Here is a 22,603-nt window from a genome sequence, read left to right on the forward strand (position 1 = left end):
CCGGGAGGTACTTTAGATCCACGCAAGGGGTACTTGATTACTGGCTGGTATTAATCCTCATTTTTCTAACCCATTTTACTTTTTTTATGTCAATACGTCATTACGCACTGGTTGTTTTTGGTATGCTAATTACTACAGCAAGTATGGCTCAGCCCAAGGTGTCGGTGGTGGAGCGGAAATTTATTTACACCGAGCCCCCCACGCCCGAATGCCACGCCTCTACCATCGTGGAGGTTACGCCCGGCAAGCTCATGGCCGCCTGGTTTGGCGGTACCCACGAAAAAAATCCCGACGTGTGCATCTGGCTTTCTACGCAGGAAAAAGGCGTGTGGTCCAAGCCCGTGATGATGGCCGACGGCGTGGTGGGCGACAAGCGCTACCCTACCTGGAACCCGGTGCTTTTCAAAGCCCGCGAGGGAAAGCTCTTCCTGTTTTATAAAGTGGGGCCATCGCCCGAAACCTGGTGGGGCATGGTACGTACCTCCGACAACAACGGCAAAACCTGGAGCCAGCCCGAGCGCCTGCCCGACGGCATTCTGGGGCCCATCAAAAACAAACCCGTACAACTCACCGACGGTACTTTGCTGGCTCCCTCCAGCACGGAGTCCAAGAAAAACGGCTGGAAGGCCCACGTTGAGCGCTCGCGCGACCTGGGCAAAACCTGGGAGCTAATGCCCGTTGACCCCACAACTGAGCTGGACGTGATTCAGGGAAGCATCCTATTTTACCCCAACAACCGCCTGCAGATGCTCTGCCGCAGCAAGCAGGACCGCGTCGTGGAGGTGTGGTCAGAAGATGGCGGCAAAACCTGGGGTACCCTCCAGAAGCTATCCCTGCTCAACCCCAACTCCGGCACCGACGCCGTGACGCTCAGCAACGGCTGGCAGCTCCTGGTGTATAACCCCACCACCCGCGGCAAACAGTGGGACAACGGCCGCCAGAAACTACGCGTAGCGCTCTCCAAAGACGGCAAAGAGTGGACCGACGCCGTGGTGCTGGAAGACCAGGAACGGGGGGAATTTAGCTACCCGGCCGTGATTCAGAGCAAGGACGGACGCGTACATATCACCTACACCTCCGAACGTAAAAAAGTACAATACGTAGCGCTGGACATAAAGAATTAAGGGTCGGATACGGTAGAAAGGGGCGTATTCGTTGTTGTTACTAAGAACAACCCCGAAAATGAACTACGTCTTGAAACCCGTATCGCTATTCGTTCTGCTGCTGCTTGGCTTTGCCTGCAAAAAGGAAGAGGAAGCCCGCCCGCCGGGCCTGGACTCGCTCGAAGGTACCTACGTAGGCTACCGCTCGTCGAGCCTGGCTTCCAAAGCCGCTACCGATTCCGTGCAGGTGACACTGACCGTCAGCCAGCTCGCTCCGGGCCAGTTCCGGATTTTACAGACGAGCCCCAACGAGTTTGAGTACATCGTTACCATGCGAGATGATCAGTTTACGTACGACAAAGGCCTGGGCGAAGACGCCTGCGGGGTCACCAAACTGACCGGCCAGGGGTACTTTCGACACGGTGCGCTGTACCTGATCGAAACCATTCAGTGTACGGCGGCGCTCAGTGCTCCCACCCGGTACATTCAGTTCCGGGCGCAGAAAAAGCCCTAATTTCACTTCATCATTCACGAACCAAGTAAAACCATGTGGATCGAACAGGAAAACAAACTAAAACGCAGCTTTGAGTTTTCGGATTTCCAGGAAGCCTTTGCCTTCATGACGCAGGTAGCCGAGGTAGCCGAAGCCCAAAACCACCATCCGTGGTGGTCTAACGTGTACAACCAGGTGGACATCGAGCTCTCTACCCACGACGCCGGCGACGTAGTCACGGAGAAAGACCACCAGCTGGCCGAGGCCATCGACGCCATCTTTGACGATTTCGACGAAGATTAATAAGCAAGGTACTGTCCAAGTACCCCACCAAACCGGGAAGCCACGAAATAGCTTCCCGGTTTTTTGTTTTTAGGGGTACTTGGTGGGGTACCTTTCCTTCGTTGGTTATGCAAGTACCTTTTAGAAGTACCTCTTCTAAGGACTTAGCCCAATTAAGAATAATTAGTCTAAATAAAACTTTCTTGGGCCTTAGCTTTCAGTTTCGGGCTTTGTGTAGGATATTTGTCCGCCGAAGGGCTAGCCCAGTACCTGCCCACCGACAACGCAAAGTAAAATTCCAGTTCTCCTTATTACAGGTCAAAATGAAAAAAATAGCAATTTTGGCGGGGCTCCTTCTCGCCCTGACGTGCACGGCTCCCGGCTGGGCCAGCGGCGCGGAAAACTTCTCCGACACCACCCGCTCGTACACCCTGCCGCTCTTTACGGCCCTGGCCAACGGCCAAGTGGGGCTGTCATGGTCTGAAACGGACGCCGACGGCATCAACTACCTCTACTGGGCCGTTTCCAAAGACCAGGGTAAATCCTTCTCCGAAAAACAGTTGGTGCATGCCTCTAGGGGCCTGCGGAATGCCAAGCTGATGCGGGCCAAGGTACTGGCCAAAAAGGATGGGTCGCTGGTGGCGGTATTTGGCCTGAGTCCCCAACCGGCCGAAAGTAGCGCCAGCGCGCACAGCAGCCACGCCGGACGTATCCACGCCGGTCACAGTAGCGAGGCCAGCGCGAAACCCGCCCGTGGTGGCCGCCCTTCGGACCTCCAGATCGTATACATGGTATCAAAAGACCTGGGTGCTACCTGGACCGCCCCGGCTACCGTACACCAGGACAAAACGCCCAACATCATCCGCGGTTTTTTTGACTCCATCGTGATGGCCAACGACGAAGTAGCTGTAGCCTTCCTGAAGGATACCGGCAATCCGCACGAACGCGACCTCCGGCTGATCACCTCTACAAAGGGGGTATTTGGGGAAGAGCGGATGCTGGAAAAACAATCCTGCGACTGCTGCAACATCAGCCTACTCGTTGACGCCAAGGGCGCGCTCAATATCTACTACCGCTCCAACATCAACAACGTCCGGGACATCGCTAAGATGGTCTCGACCGACCACGGCAAAACCTTCTCGAAGCCCGAAGTGATCCTGGCCGACAAGTGGGAAATCAACGGCTGCCCGCACTCCGGGCCCGTATCAACGGTAGGCAAAGGGACCAACCTGATCTCGTGGTACTCGGCGGGCCCCGATCAGCCCGGCGTGCGTCTGGCTACGCAAGAAGGCAAGCGCCTGACGGTATTGAGCCAGTCGGCCACGAATCCCTTCCTGGTAGCTACCAAGAAAGCGCCCGTATTGGTATGGGAAGAAAGAGCCGCCGCCGGTACCGGGGCCGAGTCAGCCATTGTGTACCAGCTCATTCCCGGCCAGGCTCCCGTAAAGCCCGATGCCTTCACCAAAGTAGGCCAGGGCTCCAACCCGGTGGGGATTTCGGTAGGCAACGAGCTCTGGATTGCTTCGGAGGTACTTGGAAACGGTACCAAGAAATCCATTCAGCTGGTACACGTGGCGATTTGATTGCCAAGCGCTTCACTTTACTTTTGAAAGGTACTTTTGAAAAATCCCCCGGTTGTTGGTAGAACCGGGGGATTTTTCATTACAAATGACTCAGCAAGTTTAGGGAAGGTTGACTTCCCAATCCTTTTCACCGAGCTGATTGATCAAGTAGTCCGACACGCGAAACTCTACTTTTTGACTACCTGCGGTTTGTTTTTCATTGAAAGGCAGCAAAACTCCATCTACTTTCTTGAAACGGCTCATGGCCACTGCCACGGTACCACTGGCCGAAGGCTTTTCTTCCCCCACGAGCTGGAAATCCTGATCAAAAATTAGTTTCAAGGTTTGCCCGTTTACCTGGTAAGACAGCACGTACCCTCCGTCCTCAGTGGCCGAAACCGTCCCTTTGCGCAGCGTAGCAATTCTCTCCCGGTTCAGCCCGGCCACGCCCAGGTACGGGGCCAGGGTTAGTTCCTTCATACGGGCGGGTGTCAACGGTGTCTTTTTACCCTGGAGCCACTGCCAGCCGCTGTTTCCTTCGTAGTACTCCACGTACACCAGTTGCCCCGCGGCTCGCATCTTCACCAGGCCGCGCTGGCGTTCGTAGTCGGTTTGGGCCACAATTTCTCTTCCCTGGGCGTCTTTCAGTTGTATGTGTATTGTGCTAATGGCGTCCAGGGCGTCTCCACCCTGAACCTCCCTGACCTTCGTCAGGAGCTCCGCCGGGCTAAGTACCTTAGGCACCTGTTTTGCCTCGCTTTTCGTTTGGCTCTGGTCGGCCTCCTCGGGCTTGTCGGGCATGTAAATGTAGCCGTCCAGAGCCAGGAAAGGATCTTTGCCTTCCATAAAAAAAAGACTGTGGGTACTTTGCTGGCCGTTGCGGTACTTGAGTTGAAGTACCCCGTTTTTGTATTCGTAAGTACCTCCCTGGTCATCGCCGCGGGTACTTCCGCCCCCTACCTGGCCGCCGGCTACCACGGTGCTGGAGAAGCGCTTGTGGCTAAAGGTACCTTTTCCGTCAAAATAGATGGTACGCTGGCTGAACGAACCTACGTAGGTAATCCCGCTCAGGCCACCTCCGCCCCCGCTTCCGCCCGTGTACTTAAAGCCGCCAGCAGGTACTTTCTTGTCCATCACCATCGGGAATAAGGGCGACTGCCCGTAGGCCAACAAGTACCCCTTCGGGTGAATCTCGTGCGTCGTTTTACGCTCTTTGCCCGCATAAGTCAGGACCACCTCCTGGTTTTTCACCACGTAGGTACCTTTCACATCCGTGCGCCAGTCGGGCTTGTGGAGGGCATCGGTGAAGGTACCATCGGGACGCAGGTACAGCACAATATCGCTACGCTGCATACCCCCGCCTACCATGGCACTGACGCTCATTTCGACCCCGCCGTAAACACCCTCCACCGACTGCGACTGGCAAGCTACCAATCCCCCCAGCGAAACGACAAAAAGGGCCACAAAACTAATTTTTGACATGTGTTGATGAAGTTTGATCCGAAGCAAAGGTAAAAGTCCGCGCTTACTTTCGGTAGGGACCTGGCAAAAAGTACCTGCCGAATTTCGAGCCGCTGCGCTTGTTTTTACCGCTTGTACCCAACAAAAAAGCCTTTATCCCATTATGCGGGTTTCTTTCCCGGCGTTTTTCTTACTTCGTTTCCATAAAAGTACCTCCACCGGTGAGAGGTCCCGTTCCTACTCCTATGAAGCCAAACTACTCTTCCCTGAAAAATCTGATTTTTGTCGCGCTACTACTCGCCACCTGCTCCTGCGGCTCGGCGCAAAAACTGGATACGCCGGCCGCCGACAGCCTCTTTGCGTTCTACGACCAGCACGAATTGTTTTTTGTCAACGCGCTCGTGAAGCGGGAAGGTACCTTGCTGTACCAGGGCTCGGCGGGCTACCAAAACCGGGAAGCGGGGATTAAGAATAATCCCAAAACGCAGTTTTTGATTGGCTCCATCACCAAAACCTACACGGCCACGCTCATCATGCAGCTGGTAGAGGAAGGCCAACTCAAGCTCGATGACAAGCTGGCGCGCTTTTACCCGGCCCTGCCCAACGCCGACCGCATCACGCTGGAAATGCTGCTGCGCCACCGCTCCGGGCTTTTTAACTACACCAATGCGCCCACGTTCGCGCAGGAGGTAAGTACCCCTATTTCCAAGGAGCAGTTTTTGGAGCGCTTCAAATCGCTGAAAACCAATTTTGTGCCCGACTCCCGGTTTGAATACAGCAACACCAACTACCTGTTGCTGGGGTTTATCATTGAAGAGATCACCAAAGACACCTACATAAATCAGCTTCAGAACCGCATTCTGAATAAACTAAACCTGAAAGATACGTACTACGGCCGACCCGACGACCAGACGAATTTTGCCAAATCCTACGTGTTTAACGGCGAAAAATGGCTACCTACCCAGCCCGAATGGAATACCGACTGGGCCGCCGCGGCCGGGGGCATCGCCACCACGGCCAGCGACCTGGCGCTGTTTTACGAAGCCTTGTTTGCCGGGAAGCTGGTGTCGACCCAAAGCCTGGCCCGGATGATGGAGCTCAAAGAGGGCTACGGTTTTGGCTTGGGCACGGTACCTTACGGCAACCGTACGTTTTACGGACACGGTGGTGGCATTGAAACCTACTATTCTTATGTGGGGTACAATCCAGATGACAAGACGCTCTTCGTAAGGCTGATCAACGGCCAAAAACACCTCGACCCCAACGACATTTCCATCCAGATTCTGAACGCCGCCTATGGCGCTCCCTTGCAGTTCCCCAGTCTGACGGTAAAGCCGGAGGTGGAGGTAGCGCCGGGGGTACTTAGCCGCTACGAAGGCACCTACGCCGCGCCGGGTTTTCCGCTGGAAATCAAGGTGTTTGTAAAAGATGGAAAGCTATACGGGCAAGCCACGGGACAAAGCGCCTTTAAGCTCACGTCCTATTCGGACACCAGTTTTGGGTTTACAATGGCCAAAATCGAGATGAATTTCTTTGAAAAAGACGGCCAGCAAGCCTTTCATTTTTCGCAAGGCCCCAACAAAATGGATTTTGTGAGGAAGCCGTAGCGACCCCGCCTGATCAAAGTACCCCTAAAAAATAAAAGTGGCCAGCAGCCACTTTTATTCGTTTAATCAACCTAATAAAAATACCCTGTTTTTCCCTACTGGAGCAGGTGGCCATCAGCCGGGGGAGCAGGTACTTCCCGCGGCGGCAAGACCGGCAGGGGCTGAAGGCGGAAAGAGTCCTGAGTCAGCTGGCGATCCACCTCGTATACGTGCCTTTTTTTGTCGATGAAAATAATGACCCGGTACTTGTTCAGGGCCGACACGTCCATTCTACGCCGGTACTGCGCGTGATTGGCGGCCTCTTCGTACAGTAAAGTACCCCTTTCATCCACGAGTTTAATGATGTAGCGCAACCGCTCGGGGCTATTGACGGCCAGATAGAGCTTGCCCGTCTGGTCGACGTGCGCATTGACCTGGTACTTGGTGGTGGCGTCTGAGGCCGCCCCGGCCCCGTCAGACCGAGCCGGGGCGGCGGGTGGTGGCGCGGGTAAGGCTTCGGTTTTGAGGCGGGAAGCCAGGTACCGGTGCGCCTGTAGATCAGCCAGCAAGCGGTCAAATTGCCGTTGGTTTTTTCGATTGAGCTTCACCCATTTTTCCGGCAGCGTTTCTTCGTAAAGGAGGTGGTGATCGGCCCCGAAAAACTGGACGTGGGTACTTCGGGTGGCTGCGTTGGTCTTGAGCCGCCAGTAGCCCTGAGTCGAATCGGTGGCGGGGGTACGGGCCGGAGCCTGCGCCAGGCTGCCGTGCGCTGGCAGCGAAAGCACAGAAATAACCAGCAGTGCGAAGTAGCAACGCCGGGAAGCTTGGGGTAAGCGGGGAGTAGTGAAGTAGGTTTTCATGGCCAATAGATGGAAAGGTGGTTTGTGTTTTTCTGGCTGTAAAGCAAAGCGGTATTTTGGTCATTTTTTTCAATTTTAGCCCAACGTACCCCCTACCCCGCCCTTTCACCTATTTCAGCTACGAACCGCGGTTCAGCGAGAAAATAGGTCGTTCGTCGAAATTTTGGGCCCTTGGGGAGGAAATCCAGGCTCCGAGGTCGTTTCACCGAAAAATCCGTTGAATTTTGCCTAGATTTATCATCTTATTTCCAAGGTACTTATAGCACGCATGACCCCTCACCGTACACCGAAACCGTACCGGCAAGCCTGGGTACAAGGTATTTTTTGGGTCGGTTTCTTTTTGTTTGAATGGCTCAATACCGGCACCTACCTGGACGACTACCAGCAAAGCCTGTACATGATTACGCTGCACCTGCCTTTGTTGCTGCTGGCCGGGTATTGGCACCTGCTGGTCACGGTGCGCTACTTCCTGTTGCAAGGGCGGCTGACGGGCTTTTGGTTGAGCCTGGGCGCGGGAATCCTGGTTTTTGGGCTGCTGCGGCGGGCCATCAGCTACACCTGGTTTTACCCCATCTACTGGCCCGACGGGCTGCTGAAGCCCTACCTCTACTGGCCCAAAATCCTGGCCGAATCCATGCAGCTTCACTTGGTGATCGCCCTCTTTGTGGCGGTGGATCTGGTGCGTCACGCCCTGCAACAGCAGCGCCTCAGCGAGACCTACCGGCGCGAAAAAGTACAGGCCGAGTACCACTTGCTGCAGTCGCAGGTGCAGCCCCATTTTTTGTTCAATACGCTCAACAACCTGGTGTCGGTGTCGATGCATAAGCCCGCCCAAATGCCGAACCTACTGCAGCGGCTCGCGGGTTTGCTGAGCTACCAGCTGCACGAAAGCCACCGCCCGATGGTCCCGATTGTAAAGGAGATTGACTACCTGACCGACTACATCTCGCTGGAACAGCTTCGCTACGGCGAGCGGCTGGATGTGCAGACGAATTTTGGTGAGTTAAAACAGGTACAGGACCTGCTGATCCCGCCCATGCTGCTGCTGCCCTTTGTCGAAAACGCCTTCAAACACGGGGCCGCCCAGTCCGAAACGGATTGCTGGATTCAGCTTCAGCTTTCGCGCCGGGGCAACCAGCTGGTTTTCTCCGCCGAAAACTCCATCCCCGACGTGCCCCCCAAACCCTCCACGCCCGGCCTGGGATTGGCCAACCTAAAAAAACGGTTGGAGTTTCTTTTTCCGGGCCACTATGAATTGATTACTTTACGGGAAGAGGGTCAGTTTCTGGCCGTCCTAAAATTTACCCTAAGCTAATGGCCATTCGCTGCTTTGTACTGGATGATGAACCGCTGGCCACCGACCTGCTCAGGGACTACATCGGCCGCCTGCCCGACCTCGAGCTGACCGGCATCTCGAATAGTCCTTCGCAGGCTTTCAGTATTTTACAGTATACGCCCGTTGACGTGGTCTTTCTGGATATTCAGATGCCCCGCCTGACCGGTTTTGAACTACTTCGCCCGCTGGCCTACCGACCCAAGGTGATTTTCACGACCGCCTTTCGGGAATATGCGCTGGATAGTTACGAGTTTGACGTCCTGGATTTTTTGGTGAAGCCCGTTTCGTTTGAGCGTTTTTGCCAGGCTGTGGGCAAGATATACCGGTTTTTGCCCACGCCTGCGGGTTTGCCGGAGGTACCTCAAGCCGCCGTGGCCGTCCATGAGTACCAGTATTTTAAGGTAAATAAAGAAATGGTTAAGCTATTTCTGAAGGATATTTTATGGATTGAAAGCCTGAAAGATTACGTGCGCATCCACACGCCCTCGGGCCCGCTGGTATCGTACATGCGGATCAGCTACCTCGAAGAAAAACTACCCCCCGACCGGTTTCTGAGAATTCATAAATCCTTCATCGTGGCGCTGCACCATATTCAGGCTATCAGCGCCCTGTACATTCGCATCAACAACCGCGAAATCCCCATTGGCCGGATCTACAAAGCCCGGCTCGACGAGGTACTTCAGAAAGACCGTCCGGAGGCTGGCCTGGGTAGTCGGTTGTGAAAGGATCAATTTTGCACAGTCGGATGTGCAATTTTGAGCTCATTTTGCACATTCGAATGTGCAGAAACAAAACTAGGATTTCCCGACACCTCCAGAAATAGCTTCATTGACCTGGCCTTACCGCGGCCTGGTCCGGCGGGTACCCGTTGCCTCGCTGCCTTTTTCGCCCTATCTTCGGCGCATCAATCGGCCTCCCGCTTACCTGATCGTACATGAAGTTATACATCGTCCCGACGCCCATCGGAAATTTAGAGGACATTACCCTGCGCGCTATCAACGTGCTGAAAAGCGTGGACGTGGTCCTGGCCGAAGACACGCGTACCTCCGGCAACCTGCTGAAGCACCTGGGCATCAACAAGCCCATGCAGAGCTACCACATCCACAACGAGCACCAGACCATCACGCGGCTGCTGGAGCGGATGCTCAAGGGCGAAACGATGGCGCTGGTGTCGGACGCGGGTACCCCGGCCATCTCGGACCCGGGCTTTTTGCTGGTGCGCGAGTGCATCAAGTACCAGATAGTGGTGGAGTGCCTGCCCGGCCCGACGGCCTTTGTGCCCGCCCTCGTGAACTCCGGCCTTCCTTGCGACCGTTTTACGTTTGAAGGTTTTTTGCCGCACAAAAAAGGCCGCCAAACCCGCCTGAAGGCCCTGGCCGAGGAGGAGCGTACGATGATTTTCTACGAATCGCCGCACCGCCTCCTGAAATCGCTGCAGCAGTTTGCGGAGTACTTGGGCGGCGATCGCCCGGCCAGCGTGGCGCGGGAACTGACCAAGGTATACGAAGAAAACGTGCGGGGTACTTTGGACGAAATTATTGCTTACTTTACCGAAAAAAACGTAAAAGGTGAAATTGTTATCGTCATTGCCGGAAAGGCATAAAGTACCTCTCCGGACCCGCTTCTGCCGCCACCCCCTACCGGGCCCAGGTACCTTTCGGCGGCTGCTCTGGCTCGGTTTGTTTTTGATCATGCGTCCGTCGTTTGCGCAGTTTTCGCTCAGCGCCGACGCGCAGGTGAGCCTCATCACCGTGGGGCCCGGCGACGAGCTCTACTCTAGCTTTGGCCACAGCGCCCTGTGGATCTCCGACCCTACCTTGGGCCTCGACCGCGCCTACAGCTACGGCACCTTCAACTTCGAGACCAGCAATTTCTACCTGAAATTCATGCGGGGTACCTTGCCCTACCAGATTTCGGTGGCACCGCTCGCGCCGCAGCTTTTTTACTGGCAGTCGGAAAACCGCTACGTGGTGCAGCAGGTACTTGCCCTCACGCCCGAGCAAAAGCAGCGGCTTTTTGGGTACCTGGAAACCAACCTCCTGCCCGAAAACCGGGAGTATTCCTACAAATTCTTTTTTGATAATTGCTCCACCCGCCTCAAAGACGCCCTGGTGGCCGCCTGCGGCGACAGCCTGTCGTTTCCGGGCTACACCCAGGACACGCTGAGCTTCCGGCAGTGGATCGACCGCTACGCCTACGTACAAAAACCCTGGGCCGACTTCGGCATGGACCTGGCCATCGGTGCGCCGTCGGACGAAGTGGCCACGCCGCTGCAAGCTACCTTTCTGCCCGACAACCTGAGCGCTGCCTTCGACGAGGCGCGGCTGCTGCGCAACGGCCAGCCAGTACCCCTGGTAGCCGCCACCACCGACCTCTTCGTTTCCACGCCCGACGTCAACGACAGCTGGTTTACGCCCAAATTCTTTTTCTGGGCGCTGGCGCTGCTGATCGTCGCCTTTACCGTTTGGCAGATCCAGACCAAGCGCCTCCACTTCGGCCTCGACAAGGTACTTTTCACCGTGGTGGGGCTGGTAGGCTGGCTCATTGTGCTGCTGTGGTTTGGCACCAACCACGGCGTCACGGCCTGGAACTACGACATCCTCTGGGCGTTTCCGCTGTGGTTTCCGCTCATTTTCCGGCTTTCGCACCACCGCAAGCCGGGCGCGTGGTTTCAGTTTATGCTCATGGGCTATGGCATTTTGCTGCTGGCGTCCACGGCCAATTTACTCAAACACAACTACGTCGTCATTCCCATTTTACTCATTTTGATTACGCGGGTGTACTACCTCAACAATGCGCTGAGTAGCCTCCCGCCCAACCCAACGCCCAACGCATGAACCTGGAAGTACTTACCCAACAAACCATTGCCATTGTGAAGCAAGCTTCGGCTTTTATTCAGCAGGAAGCGGCTATTTTTAAGCTGGACAGCATCGAGTATAAAGACGTGAACAACCTGGTGTCGTACGTCGATAAAGAAACCGAAAAACGCCTGGTGGAAGGCCTGCGCTCCATCTTGCCCGAGGCCAGCTTCATTACCGAAGAAGATACCACCGGCCTGGCGCCCGACCTCGAAGCCCTTAACTGGATCATTGACCCGTTGGACGGCACCGCCAACTTTGTGCACGGCCTGCCCAACTACTGCGTGAGCGTGGGCCTGGCGCGCGGCAAGGAGCCGCTCCTGGGCGTGATCCACGAGCCCAACCGCGACGAACTTTTTTACGGCTGGCAGGGCGGCGGGGCCTGGTGCAACGGCGAGCCGCTGCGGGTGTCGCAGGCGCAGCACCTGCACCAAAGCCTGCTCGCCACGGGCTTTCCCTACTACCAGTTCGACAAGCAGGCGCAGTACCTCGAAATCCTGAAGGTACTTATGCAGCGCACCCACGGCCTGCGCCGCATGGGCGCCGCCGCCGTGGATCTGGCCTACGTGGCCGCCGGACGCTTCGATGGCTTTTATGAGTACAACCTCAAGTCGTGGGATATGGCCGCGGGGGTACTTTTGGTCAAAGAAGCCGGGGGCATCGTCTCTGACTTCGAGGGCGGCGACTCCTACCTCTTTGGCGGCGACATCATTGCGGGCGGGCCCGTGCACGCGGAGCTGCTGGCGGTGATCAAGGAGTTATTTTGAGGGGGAGATCGTACAAAAAGTACCGCTCAGGTACCCTCAGGGGCATGGCGATTAAAGTAAAACAGAAAGTACCTCGCCCAGGTTTTATAGCCTACAAGGTACTTTGAGAATACGAATCGCTATTTTCTTTTTTTTATTAAAAAACGGACTCTATGGAACTCGAAAGCCTGCGCTACCCGATCGGTCGCTTTGAAAGCCAGCCGCACTACACCCTGGAGGAGGTTAAATCCAGCATCCAGATTATCAGTGCGCTGCCGTCTAAATTCATCAACCTGCTGGGCGGCTGGGGCGACGACCGCCTCGATACGCCCTACCGCCCCGACGGCTGGACGGTCCGGCAGCTCATCCACCACGTGGCCGACAGCCATCTGAACGCCTACCAGCGCTTCCGGCTGGCGCTGACCGAAGACAACCCCACCATCAAGCCCTACGAGGAAGCCCGCTGGGCCGAACTCGCCGACGCCAAAATGGCCCAGGTGGAGCTCTCGCTGCAACTGATGAAGTACCTGCACCTGCGCTGGACGCTGCTGCTCAACTCGCTGGGCGAGGCCGAGCTGGCGCGTACCTACTTCCACCCGGCCAACGAGCGCACCATCCGGCTCGACGAAGTGGTGGCTCATTACGCCTGGCACAGCGAGCACCACTACCAGCACGCCTACCAGCTGGCCGAGCGGAACCATTGGTAAAGTACCCCTTGTTGTAGAGGCATCGGTTTGAAAGGTCCTTTTATGATACAGCAACTCATCGTCATCGTCTTGTTTCTGGCCGCGCTGGGCTACCTGGCCCAACGCGCCTGGAAAACCTACGCCCGCAAAGATACGGGCGGCTGCGCCAAAGGCTGCGGCTGCGAGGTGGAGTCGTCGGCTACCTCGGCGGCAGGTACCGCACGTTGAGGTAGATCCAAAGTACCCCCATCGTCCTGCTGATGCCAGGTACCCTAGCTGACTTCTTCCCTACCCAAGTACCCCTTCGCTTATGAAGTATGGTTTTACGCTTTTACTAAGTACCTTTTTCATTGTTGCCCAGGCACAGCCCAAGGCAATTCAGCCCAAGGCCGTGTTTATCATTCTGGACGGCATTCCGGCCGATGTACTCGAGCAAGTACCCACGCCCGTGCTGGATCAGATCGCGGAGCAAGGTGGCTATACCCGCTCCTACGTGGGCGGACAGAAAGGTACCTACTCGCAGTCGCCCACGATTTCGGCCGTGGGCTACAACCACCTCCTTACGGGTACCTGGACCCACAAGCACAACGTCTGGGGCAACGGCATCGAAGCGCCCAACTACCATTACCCTACCGTTTTTCGGATTGCCAAGGAAGCCAACCCGGCCCTGAGGACGGCCGTTTTCTCCACCTGGCTCGACAACCGCACCAAGCTCATAGGCGAAAACTTACCCCAAACCGGCCACCTCAAGCTCGACTACGCCTTCGACGGTTTCGAGCTCGATACGGTCCTGTTTCCGCACGACGCCGCCAAGCAATACCTCTTCCGGATCGACGAGCACGTGTCGACCGAGGCGGGAAGGTACCTGCGGGAAGTAGGACCCGACCTGGCGTGGGTGTACCTGGAATTTACCGACGACATGGGCCACGCCTTCGGCGACAGCCCGCAGCTGATCGAGGCCGTGCAAAAAGCCGACGCCCAGGTAGGTAGGATCTGGAAGGCCATTCAGGAACGCGAGCAAAGTACCTCCGAAAAGTGGATGATCGTGGTTACGACCGACCACGGCCGCAGTCCGCAGGACGGCAAAGGCCACGGCGGCCAAACCGAGCGCGAACGTACTACCTGGATCGTGACCAACGCGCAGCCGCTCAACGAGTACTTTCACCAAACACCCGCCGTTGTGGACATCGCGCCCTCGTTGCTGCGCCACCTGCGCGTGGAGGTACCTACCGCGGTGCGGGAAGAGCTGGACGGGGTGCCTTTTGTGGGAAAAGTATCGATCAGTAAGCCCAAAGCCGTGGCCGTGGCGGGGCAACTGGAGCTGAGCTGGGACGTAATTTCCCCGGAGGGGCACGTGGAGGTACTTCTTGCCACGACCAACCACCACGAAACCGGCGGCACGGACAGGTACCTCTCGCTGGGCTCCGTGCCCGTTTCTGACGGTCAATACCGCCTGGATCTGGCCAAGTACCCCTCGGATTTTTACAAAGTCCTGCTCAAAGCGCCCCACAACTGGGTAAATACCTGGCTGGTGCTGAAATAGCCCCGGAGGTACTTGCTGGTGGGCACACTTATTGTAGAGGTACCTACAGACTAGTTACCCTAAAAAAAACGAGGTTCGATTGAATCCCCCTATGCTCTCCAAGGTACTTAAGGTTTTTGCCATTCTGCTGCTGGTGGTTATGCTGCTGGTGGGCGGCGTATTGTTATGGGTGAACAGCCACAAAGATGAGCTCTTCCGGAAAATTCAGTCGCAACTCAACGAATCCATCAGCGGGCAGCTGGAAGTAGGCGACTACGCCTTCACGCCGCTGAAAGACGGGGCCGGTTTTACTTTCTCACTGCTCAATGTGCGGCTCGTCGACTCCCTCATCCAGCAGCACCAAACGCCCTTGCTTCGTGCCCAGCGCGTAAGGGTAGTGCTCAACCTGCTGCCGGTGCTGGTGGGGGAAGTCCGGATTCAGAGCCTGGAGGTCGAGGAGGGCGAGCTTTCCATCTTTGTCCGGACCGACGGCTATTCCAACCTTTCGCTCTTTAGAAGTTCCGGAGATACTACCCGCCAGCGCTCTTCCGATTTCAACGCCAATTTTATCAATAGAATAAAGCGGCTCCGTTTTGATAATTTTCGGGTAAGCTACGCCGACTCCCTGAAAGGGAAATCGTACGCGGCCCGGCTCCACTCCGTGACCAACCGCGTCAACCGCACCGATCAGGGCTGGGAGGCGCGCTGGCAGGGCACCATTTTTTTTGAGCAGCTGCTCTTCAACCCCAGCAAGGGGGGCTTTCTTACGCAGCAGGAAACCTACACCGACCTGCGCCTGGCCTACGACCCGGACCAAAACCGCTTTGAGCTGCTGGCCCCTTCGGTACTGCAGATTGCCACTAAGGAGAAAATCGGGATCGAGGGGTACTTTGACCTCTCCACCAAGCCCGGCCAGATGGACCTGCGTTTTACCGTAGAAGACATGCCCGTGCCCCGGGCGCTGGAGCTACTGCCGGAGGTACTTTGTGAAAAAATCCGGGCCGTGGGGATCTTGCCCGTGGTGCAGGCCCGGGTGGAGGTCAAAGGGGCCATGAGCGTGGACACGCCGCGGGTGCACGTGCGGTTCAAAACCGAGCCTTTTGAGTACTCCTTGGCGCTGGGTACTTTCAAAAAGATGCGGGCCGAAGGTACCTTCACCAACCAACTCAACCCCAACTTACCCGCCGGCAATAAGAATTCCTCCATTGTGGGAACGCGGGTAAAAGGGTACTTTGAAAGCATTCCCCTGTACGGAAATTTAATCATCAGCAACTTAGCCAATCCAAAGACGATCCTCCGCTGTGCCATCCACGCCGACTCCAGCTCGCTGAGTGCCCTGCTGGATCCCGAGCGGTACCGCGTCAACAAAGGGACGGCCCACATTGATTTTTACTACAACGGCAGCCTGCGGGCCTTCTACACACCTGGCCGCAACCGGCTCAACGGCAGCGTCGACGGCAAGCTCCGGCTTCGCAACCTGGGCGTGTCGTACCTGCCCCAAAAGGTAGGTATCAGCGACATCAACGGCGATATTACTTTTAACGAAAACGTGTTCCTGATTCCGAAGCTCACGCTGTCTGACGGGCAAAACCGGATGACGGTAACGGGCAAATCGACGGGGCTGCTGCTGGCGCTCTTTGGCTCGGAACAACCGGCCAAGGCCGCCGTACAACTGAAAATACCCGACTGGCAGCTCAACTGGCTGGCGGTTCTCCTAAACCCACAAACGCCCCGCCCTCAGAGCCGCAAGAACTTCAAGCTGTCGGAGCTGCTGGACAACACCATCGAAAATCTGGAGCTAAAGGCCAGCATTGAGTCCAACCGGGTACGGTACCGCCGCTTTACGGGTACCAACGTCCGGGGCAACCTCACCGTGACCAACCGCATGGTGAGCCTGGATAATTTCTCGCTCAATGCCTTCCGGGGCAAAATCCAGGTGTCGGGTAACCTCACCCACCGCTCCAGCGAGGGCCTGCCGCGTTTTCACGCGCAGGGGCGGCTCATCAACGCCGACGTGCGCTCGGTTTTTTATTCGTTTGCCAATTTTGGACAAAAGGCCGTCACCGACCAAAACCTGAAAGGTACCCTCAACTCCGACTTCACGTTTCAGTCGCAGCTCACCAACGCCGCCGCGCCGGTACCGGCTTCGATGCAGGGCAAACTCGCCATCAACCTCACCAACGGGCAGATCATCCAGTTTGAGCCTTTCCTGAAAATCAAGCGGCTGGTTTTTAAAAACCGGGATTTTGGCCACGTACGCCTGGCCCCCATCCGGCAGGAGTTTACGCTCAAAGGGCAGGAAATTACCGTAAAGCAGATGCAGATTGAATCCAACGTCCTGACTTTATTCGTGGACGGCATCTACAGCTTTGGCGACAAAACCGACCTGAGCATCCAGATTCCGCTGAGCAATCTGAAACGCCGCGACTCCAGCTACGAGTTTCAGATGGCCGACGCCGATACGCTGCGAGGGCGCAATATTTTCCTGCGTGCCCGCGACGAAAACGGCGAAGTAAACATCAAGTATGATCCCATCAAACGGTTCCGTAAGAAGTAATTTTCTTGCTATAAAACCACCTTGAAGTACCTTGCTGAGGGGTACTTTAGGGTACTTCCATTATTATTTGTACCCATTCTTTACTATTTTGCGGGTAAATAACACACAACTAACTAGCATCCCTACCCTATTTGGACTTGCCTTTACCAACTCATGCCAAACCGTGTCCTTATCCTGTTTGCCCATCCTTTGTTCGAAAAGTCGCGCGTCAACAAAGAGCTGATCAACCAAGTACCCAGCCAAGCCGGTATTACTTTTCACGACCTCTACGAGCATTATCCGGATTTTAACATCGACGTGGCGGCCGAAAAAGAGCTGCTGCTGGCCCACGACATCATCATCTGGAACCACCCCTTTTACTGGTACAGCTGTCCGGCGCTGCTGAAGCAGTGGATCGACATGGTGCTGGAGGTAGGCTGGGCCTACGGGCCCGGTGGCAACGCGCTGCAAGGAAAAGTGGTGCTTCAAATCCTGACGACCGGCGGCCCCCAGGCTTCCTACCAGCACGAAGGAAATAACCGCTTCACGATGAGCGAGTTTCTGGCCCCTTTTGATCAGACCGTCCGGCTGTGTAAAATGCACTACCTGCCTCCCTTTGTGATCCACGGGACGCACCGCCTCCAGCCGTCTGACATCAGGGCCCAGGCTACCGAGTACGCCTACCTGCTCAACCACCTGCTGAACGAACCGCTGGATATACCCCAGCTCACTACCTATACCTACCTCAACGATTGGCTTAAAGCCACCAAACCGCTATGAACAGTGACTTCCTCTCCCAGGCGCTAGTGTACCTGGCGGCTGCCGTTATTTGTGTACCCATTGCCAAAAAAGTAGGCATGAGCTCGGTGCTGGGGTACCTGCTGTCGGGTATCATCATTGGTCCTTTTGTGCTGGGCTTCATTGGCCAGGAAGGGCAGGACATCATGCACGTGGCCGAGTTTGGGGTAGTCATGATGCTCTTCCTGATTGGCCTGGAGCTGGAGCCCGCCGCCTTCTGGCAAATGCGCAAGGCCATCGCGGGCTTCGGAATCAGCCAGTTGGTGGGTACCACCCTGCTGCTCCTGATCCCGTTTTTGTTCCTCGGCTGGAGCCTGCCCATGTCCCTGGCGGTAGCGCTGGCGCTTTCCATGTCGTCCACGGCCATTGTACTCCAGACCCTGAAAGAAAAGGGGCTCTCCAACACCATGGCGGGGCAGTCTTCCTTCTCGGTCCTGCTGTTTCAGGACATCGCCGTCATTCCCATCCTGGCTATTTTGCCCCTGCTGGCCACTACCGCCATCGTCCCTTCCGAAGCGGGCCACCACTCGCTGCTCGACGGCCTGCCCGCCTGGCTGCAAACCATCCTCGTGTTTGGGGCCGTGGGGTCTATCTACGTGGTAGGTACCTACGGGGTAGTGCCGCTGCTGCGCATCGTGGCCAAAACCGGCTTGCGCGAGATGTTCACGGCGTCGTCGTTGCTGCTGGTGGTGGCGGTGGCCTACCTCATGGAGCTGGTGGGGCTGAGCCCGGCCCTGGGTAGCTTTGTGGCGGGGGTGGTGCTGGCCAACAGCGAGTTCCGGCACGAGCTCGAAAGTGACATTGAGCCCTTCAAAGGCTTGCTGCTGGGGCTCTTTTTCATCGGCGTGGGTGCTTCCATCAACTTCCAGCTGCTGTCGGAGTCGCCGGGGCAGATTGCCCTGCTGGTGAGCCTCATTATCCTGACCAAGTTCCTGGTACTGCTGGGCATTGGTAAAATATTCAAGCTCAAGCACGACCAGAACTTCCTCTTTGCGCTGGGGCTGAGCCAGGTGGGGGAATTTGCCTTCGTGCTGCTTTCATTCAGTAATCAGCTACAAATCCTGGACGCGGAGTGGACCGGGAAGCTGACGGCCATCACGGCCATCAGCATGATGACCACCCCCTTGCTGCTGCTGGCCAACGAGCGCTTTCTGGCCCCGCGCTTCGGCACCAAAGAGGCCATTGACGAAAAAGAAGCCGACGCTATCGCCGAGCACCACCGGGTCATCATCGCTGGCTTTGGGCACTTTGGAAGTACCATTGGCCGGTTGCTACGCGCCAACGGCATCGAGGCTACCATTCTGGACAACAACTCGGATCAGGTGGAGCTGCTGCGCAAAATGGGCTTTAAGGTGTACTACGGCGACGCCACCCGCCTGGATCTGCTGAAATCGGCCGGGGCGGGCGAAGCCACGCTCTTCATCGCCGCCATCGACTCGCCCGAAATCAACAAAAACCTGGTGCATACGCTCACGAAGCACTATCCGGGGCTGAAAATCCTGGCGCGCGCCCGCAACCGCTTCGACGCCTACGAGCTCATGGAAATGGGCGTCACGAACATTTACCGCGAAACGCTCTACACCGCTGTGCACCTGGCCGTAGACGCCCTGGGCCAGCTGGGTTTCCGCAAGTACAGCGCCACGAGGCAGGGCCAGAAGTTCATTCAGTACGACGAACAGGGCCTGGCCAAGCTGGCCTCCTCGCGCCACGACATGACGGAGTACATCATGAACGCCCGGCAGCAAATCGAGTTTCAGGAAAAACTCCTGCACGACGACCTCATGCAGAACTTCTCGTCCGAGGACCACTCCTGGGACGGTACCTACGTGCGGGATCAACTGCTGGGTGCCAACCGCCCGGATACTACTCAGCCGGATACTTCGGTCAAGGTGGGGTAGTTGGGTAAATCTTGGTCTGAATCTACCTTAGCACGCCTCTAAAAAAGTACCGCCGCCCCGGATATAACTCCCTGGGCGGCGGTACTTTTTGTTTTCGACGTTGGGTAAAGGGTACTTTGCCTCCGCAAGCAGCGACAACTAGAAGGAATAGCGCAACGTAACGCCGTAGGTCCGTTGATCGCCCAGTACGGCGGCGTAGTGGCCCGCATTACCGGCCGCTGGCAATAATTGCTCAAAGTAATCTTTGTCCAGCAAGTTACGCCCCCAGACCAGGATCGTCACCCCGTTCGAAGCCCGGAAACCTACCCTTCCGTTCACCAGCGTGTACCCTTCGATGTTCAGAAACTGAGAAGGTGAGGCACTCGACGAAAACGTGGAGCGGTAGTAGGCATCCAGCCCCAGGAAGTACTTGCCTTTCAGGCTGAGGAATTTCCCGTTGCTGGTCAGCTCGCCACCGGCGGAGCCAGCCCACTTGGAAATACCCGGCAAAGCGCCGCCCGAAATATCCTTGAAGGCAGACTCCCCGCCCGTTTCTTCGAGGGGAACGGGAGCGTTGGTGAAGGACACGTACTTGCCGTCGGTGTAGGCAACGGCGGCATTGAACGAGAGCTGATTGCTAACCCGGATGTTTCCGTCCAGCTCCACACCCACCACCCGTACCCGCTCCGCGTTGGCCAGGTACCCCCGGTTTACGCCCACTTCGGCGGTTTGTACCTGCGTCTGGAAATCTTTGATGTCGGTGTTATGAAACACCAGGTTCAGGGTAGATTGCGGCGTAGGCCGGGTTTTAACGCCTACTTCGTAGTGCGTCACGTACTCCGGCTTCACGCGGGCCAGATCGATCAGGACCGCGCCGCTGGCCGTAGGTAGCCCGCCCAGGTTTACGCCCACGGGCTTGAAGCTATTGGAGTAGGTAGCAAAGGCGTTGAACTGCGAAGATGCTTTGTAAGCCAGGGTGAGCTGCCCCGAGAAATTATTCTCCTCCACATCTACCTGGAAAGCCTGATTGGTATAGATGGCGTTCTTGAGGGCGATGAGAGCAGGGTCCGTGGTTTGCAGGCCGCCGTACGTCTGGCGGCTATAGTCTACTTCCTTTTTGTCGTAGTTGAAGCGAATACCGGGTAGGAGGTGTAGCTTGCTGGTAATGGCCCAGTCGACCTGGCCAAACACCGCCCCTCCGAAGGACTGCAAGCGGGAGGTCGTTCTGATGCCGTAGCCATCAAACAAGCCGGGGGTCCGCCATAGTGCACTCGTGGAGCTCTGCGAAAACCGCCACTGAGCAGCTCCGGACTCTTCAATATGTACAGGATCTGTATTTAGGTCCTGACCGATCGCAAACACGCCAATGACGCCGCTCAGCCGGGAAGAAAAATTACCCGCGTAGCGAATCTCCTGGGTCCACTGGGTATGTCTGGACGTAGCTTGTGATTTAGAAAGTACCGGCAGGCCGGTGAAATCGCGGTCGTTGGAGGGGTCCCAGTTCCAGTAGCGCCAGGCCGTGGTGGAGGTCAGGGTACCCGGTCCTAGCTTGGCGTCGATGTTGAGCGAAACGCCCCCCAGCTCATTGCCCGAGCGCCAGGGCGAATCGTGATCAATAATACGGTCGAAAGGATTGGTGCTGGGAAGGGAATAGTTGAGGTCCGCAATGATGGCGTTGAATTGGCGGTAAGGTGCCCGCCGGGTAGTCACTACCCCCGCCACCACCTGCGCGTAGCCGTCTGGTTTCTGCGCCGAGGCATCGCCCGCCAGCGTGATCCGAACGTTATCCGTGGGCGTGTAGAGCAGCTGGCCTCGGAAGCCCAGGTTGTTCAGGTCGTTGACCGGCTTTTCGGTCCTGACGTTATAAAGCAGGCCGTTGCGCTGGGTACCCGAGAAGGAGGCCCGCGCGGCGAGCTTCTTGCCCAAGGGCCCCGTAAGCGACGCTTTGGCTTGCACAAAACCGTAGTTGCCGTAGCTCACCTCGAAGTTGGCACCGGGCGTAAAGCTGGGAGCCCGCGTGGTAATGTTGAAGGCCCCCGCCGTGGTGTTTTTTCCAAAAAGCGTTCCCTGCGGCCCGCGAAGTACCTCAATCTGCTCGATGTCGATGAAATCGAGCGTGGTAGCGGCGGGGCGGGCGAAGTACACGCCATCCACGTAGAAGCCCACACCCGGATCGATGCCGTCGTTGGTAAGGCCAAACGTGGAGCCCAGCCCGCGTATATTGAGCGTCGTGTTGCGCGGGTTGGACGAGTACAGCTGCACCGTGGGTACCAGTTCTTTCAGCCGGTTGACGTTAAACGCCCCGGCATCCTCGGCCCTGACGCCGCTCACCACCGAAATCGGGATGGGTACGTCCTGGGCCGATTCCTGACGACGGCGCGAGGAAATGATGACGTCATCCAGCTGGTTGGCGTTGGCGTCCAGCTTTATCTCTACTTTGGTTTCACTGATCAATACTTCTTTTTTCTGATAGCCCACGTAGGACACAATGAGGGTAAAGGGTAGTTTTTGGCCCGTAATGAGCCCAAACTCCCCGTTGACATCCGTCGCGGCTCCGTTGGTGGTACCTTTAATAGCGACCGTGGCCCCGATCAGCGCCTCGTTGGTGCGGCTATCTACGACTTTCCCGGATACCGTCGCGTTGATGATGGTGTTCTCCTGCGCGGATAGCCACAAGGGGAATAGAAGTACCCCTAGTAAAAAACTGGATTTGAAAAATTGCTTCATTGGCTCGTGTTTTGGTGTTAATGCCTGGGTTCGATTGGCGACGTATTCAGCCGTTTGCGTTAGTGAGGTGGCTTCTTTAGATTTGTCCTTGCCTCTCAACAGTGAGGCCTTACAAAGATTATGGGGCGTTTCATGCCGGGCGCTTGTTGTTGGTTCTGGCTGCAAATCTA

General features: G+C 56.5%; 19 protein-coding genes. 16 read left to right on the forward strand and 3 right to left on the reverse strand.

Annotated features, from left to right (window positions below):
• Positions 1-143 precede the first annotated feature (143 nt).
• The 4 genes from HNQ92_RS25980 to HNQ92_RS25995 all read left to right on the forward strand — a co-directional run bounded on the left by HNQ92_RS25980 (position 144) and on the right by HNQ92_RS25995 (position 3,461).
• Positions 144-1,124 (forward strand): sialidase family protein, encoded by a 981-nt coding sequence (locus tag HNQ92_RS25980; RefSeq protein WP_246440873.1) that lies wholly within the window; start codon positions 144-146, stop codon positions 1,122-1,124.
• Between the two features lie 58 nt (positions 1,125-1,182).
• Positions 1,183-1,617 carry a hypothetical protein gene (locus tag HNQ92_RS25985; RefSeq protein ID WP_184178988.1) on the forward strand — a complete coding sequence of 145 codons (435 nt, stop codon included), beginning with the start codon at positions 1,183-1,185 and terminating at the stop codon, positions 1,615-1,617.
• A 33-nt stretch (positions 1,618-1,650) separates the two neighbouring features.
• Complete coding sequence (locus HNQ92_RS25990) at positions 1,651-1,899, forward strand: 4a-hydroxytetrahydrobiopterin dehydratase (RefSeq protein WP_184178990.1); 249 nt, start codon at positions 1,651-1,653, stop codon at positions 1,897-1,899.
• 302 nt (positions 1,900-2,201) lie between these two features.
• The gene (locus HNQ92_RS25995; RefSeq protein WP_184178992.1) at positions 2,202-3,461 is read left to right on the forward strand and encodes a sialidase family protein; all 1,260 of its coding nucleotides are present in this window, start codon (positions 2,202-2,204) and stop codon (positions 3,459-3,461) included.
• 99 nt (positions 3,462-3,560) lie between these two features.
• Here HNQ92_RS25995 and HNQ92_RS26000 read toward each other — a convergent pair whose 3' ends face one another.
• Entirely contained in the window at positions 3,561-4,922 is a 1,362-nt protein-coding gene (locus HNQ92_RS26000) for a hypothetical protein (RefSeq protein WP_184178994.1), read from the reverse strand.
• A gap of 224 nt (positions 4,923-5,146) precedes the next feature.
• Between HNQ92_RS26000 and HNQ92_RS26005 the strand changes: the two genes are divergently transcribed.
• Complete coding sequence (locus HNQ92_RS26005; protein ID WP_184178996.1) at positions 5,147-6,508, forward strand: serine hydrolase domain-containing protein; 1,362 nt, start codon at positions 5,147-5,149, stop codon at positions 6,506-6,508.
• Positions 6,509-6,603: 95 nt separating this feature from the next.
• Here HNQ92_RS26005 and HNQ92_RS26010 read toward each other — a convergent pair whose 3' ends face one another.
• A complete protein-coding gene (locus HNQ92_RS26010) occupies positions 6,604-7,347 on the reverse strand; it encodes a hypothetical protein (RefSeq protein WP_184178998.1) in 744 nt (247 codons plus the stop codon).
• A 268-nt stretch (positions 7,348-7,615) separates the two neighbouring features.
• Here HNQ92_RS26010 and HNQ92_RS26015 point away from each other — a divergent pair, with 268 nt between their 5' ends.
• The 11 genes from HNQ92_RS26015 (at position 7,616) to HNQ92_RS26065 (ending at position 19,727) form a co-directional block, all read left to right on the forward strand.
• Positions 7,616-8,662: a sensor histidine kinase gene (locus HNQ92_RS26015; RefSeq protein ID WP_184179000.1), complete on the forward strand. Its 1,047-nt coding sequence runs from the start codon at positions 7,616-7,618 to the stop codon at positions 8,660-8,662.
• Positions 8,662-9,405, forward strand: a complete 744-nt coding sequence (locus HNQ92_RS26020; protein WP_184179002.1) for a LytR/AlgR family response regulator transcription factor — start codon at positions 8,662-8,664, stop codon at positions 9,403-9,405. Before HNQ92_RS26015 ends, HNQ92_RS26020 begins: the two co-directional genes overlap by 1 nt.
• A 212-nt stretch (positions 9,406-9,617) precedes the next feature.
• Positions 9,618-10,286 (forward strand): 16S rRNA (cytidine(1402)-2'-O)-methyltransferase, encoded by a 669-nt coding sequence (gene rsmI / locus HNQ92_RS26025; protein ID WP_184179005.1) that lies wholly within the window; start codon positions 9,618-9,620, stop codon positions 10,284-10,286.
• Positions 10,252-11,520, forward strand: a complete 1,269-nt coding sequence (locus HNQ92_RS26030; protein WP_343063048.1) for a lipoprotein N-acyltransferase Lnb domain-containing protein — start codon at positions 10,252-10,254, stop codon at positions 11,518-11,520. The genes rsmI and HNQ92_RS26030 overlap by 35 nt, the downstream gene beginning before the upstream one ends.
• Positions 11,517-12,308, forward strand: coding sequence for an inositol monophosphatase family protein (locus HNQ92_RS26035; RefSeq protein ID WP_184179007.1), 792 nt, complete (start codon positions 11,517-11,519; stop codon positions 12,306-12,308). The genes HNQ92_RS26030 and HNQ92_RS26035 overlap by 4 nt, the downstream gene beginning before the upstream one ends.
• Positions 12,309-12,460: 152 nt before the next feature.
• Positions 12,461-12,994 carry a YfiT family bacillithiol transferase gene (locus HNQ92_RS26040; protein WP_184179009.1) on the forward strand — a complete coding sequence of 178 codons (534 nt, stop codon included), beginning with the start codon at positions 12,461-12,463 and terminating at the stop codon, positions 12,992-12,994.
• A 42-nt stretch (positions 12,995-13,036) separates the two neighbouring features.
• Positions 13,037-13,201 carry a FeoB-associated Cys-rich membrane protein gene (locus HNQ92_RS26045; RefSeq protein WP_184179011.1) on the forward strand — a complete coding sequence of 55 codons (165 nt, stop codon included), beginning with the start codon at positions 13,037-13,039 and terminating at the stop codon, positions 13,199-13,201.
• Between the two features lie 82 nt (positions 13,202-13,283).
• Positions 13,284-14,516, forward strand: a complete 1,233-nt coding sequence (locus HNQ92_RS26050; protein WP_184179013.1) for an alkaline phosphatase family protein — start codon at positions 13,284-13,286, stop codon at positions 14,514-14,516.
• 79 nt (positions 14,517-14,595) lie between these two features.
• Positions 14,596-17,052, forward strand: a complete 2,457-nt coding sequence (locus HNQ92_RS26055; protein ID WP_184179015.1) for an AsmA family protein — start codon at positions 14,596-14,598, stop codon at positions 17,050-17,052.
• 153 nt (positions 17,053-17,205) lie between these two features.
• On the forward strand, positions 17,206-17,811 hold the full coding sequence (gene kefF / locus HNQ92_RS26060) for a glutathione-regulated potassium-efflux system oxidoreductase KefF (protein ID WP_184179017.1): 606 nt from the start codon (positions 17,206-17,208) through the stop codon (positions 17,809-17,811).
• Positions 17,808-19,727: a monovalent cation:proton antiporter-2 (CPA2) family protein gene (locus HNQ92_RS26065; RefSeq protein WP_184179019.1), complete on the forward strand. Its 1,920-nt coding sequence runs from the start codon at positions 17,808-17,810 to the stop codon at positions 19,725-19,727. Before kefF ends, HNQ92_RS26065 begins: the two co-directional genes overlap by 4 nt.
• A 138-nt stretch (positions 19,728-19,865) precedes the next feature.
• On the opposite strand, the gene HNQ92_RS26070 is transcribed toward HNQ92_RS26065, so the two are convergent.
• Entirely contained in the window at positions 19,866-22,433 is a 2,568-nt protein-coding gene (locus tag HNQ92_RS26070) for a TonB-dependent receptor (RefSeq protein ID WP_184179021.1), read from the reverse strand.
• Positions 22,434-22,603 lie beyond the last annotated feature (170 nt).

The sequence above is a fragment of the Rhabdobacter roseus genome (assembly GCF_014202275.1).
GTDB classification, from domain to species: Bacteria; Bacteroidota; Bacteroidia; order Cytophagales; family Spirosomataceae; genus Rhabdobacter; species Rhabdobacter roseus.

Bases quoted from the DNA above. Each gene is read 5' to 3' on its own strand.
- HNQ92_RS26040 (WP_184179009.1), top strand. From the start codon at position 12,461: ATGGAACTCGAAAGCCTGCGCTACCCGATCGGTCGCTTTGAAAGCCAG.
- HNQ92_RS25995 (WP_184178992.1), top strand. From the start codon at position 2,202: ATGAAAAAAATAGCAATTTTGGCGGGGCTCCTTCTCGCCCTGACGTGC.
- HNQ92_RS26015 (WP_184179000.1), top strand. From the start codon at position 7,616: ATGACCCCTCACCGTACACCGAAACCGTACCGGCAAGCCTGGGTACAA.
- HNQ92_RS26065 (WP_184179019.1), top strand. From the start codon at position 17,808: ATGAACAGTGACTTCCTCTCCCAGGCGCTAGTGTACCTGGCGGCTGCC.
- HNQ92_RS26050 (WP_184179013.1), top strand. From the start codon at position 13,284: ATGAAGTATGGTTTTACGCTTTTACTAAGTACCTTTTTCATTGTTGCC.
- HNQ92_RS25980 (WP_246440873.1), top strand. From the start codon at position 144: ATGGCTCAGCCCAAGGTGTCGGTGGTGGAGCGGAAATTTATTTACACC.
- HNQ92_RS26035 (WP_184179007.1), top strand. From the start codon at position 11,517: ATGAACCTGGAAGTACTTACCCAACAAACCATTGCCATTGTGAAGCAA.
- rsmI (WP_184179005.1), top strand. From the start codon at position 9,618: ATGAAGTTATACATCGTCCCGACGCCCATCGGAAATTTAGAGGACATT.
- HNQ92_RS26000 (WP_184178994.1), bottom strand. From the start codon at position 4,922: ATGTCAAAAATTAGTTTTGTGGCCCTTTTTGTCGTTTCGCTGGGGGGA.
- HNQ92_RS26020 (WP_184179002.1), top strand. From the start codon at position 8,662: ATGGCCATTCGCTGCTTTGTACTGGATGATGAACCGCTGGCCACCGAC.
- HNQ92_RS26070 (WP_184179021.1), bottom strand. From the start codon at position 22,433: ATGAAGCAATTTTTCAAATCCAGTTTTTTACTAGGGGTACTTCTATTC.
- HNQ92_RS25985 (WP_184178988.1), top strand. From the start codon at position 1,183: ATGAACTACGTCTTGAAACCCGTATCGCTATTCGTTCTGCTGCTGCTT.
- HNQ92_RS26045 (WP_184179011.1), top strand. From the start codon at position 13,037: ATGATACAGCAACTCATCGTCATCGTCTTGTTTCTGGCCGCGCTGGGC.
- HNQ92_RS25990 (WP_184178990.1), top strand. From the start codon at position 1,651: ATGTGGATCGAACAGGAAAACAAACTAAAACGCAGCTTTGAGTTTTCG.
- HNQ92_RS26010 (WP_184178998.1), bottom strand. From the start codon at position 7,347: ATGAAAACCTACTTCACTACTCCCCGCTTACCCCAAGCTTCCCGGCGT.
- kefF (WP_184179017.1), top strand. From the start codon at position 17,206: ATGCCAAACCGTGTCCTTATCCTGTTTGCCCATCCTTTGTTCGAAAAG.
- HNQ92_RS26005 (WP_184178996.1), top strand. From the start codon at position 5,147: ATGAAGCCAAACTACTCTTCCCTGAAAAATCTGATTTTTGTCGCGCTA.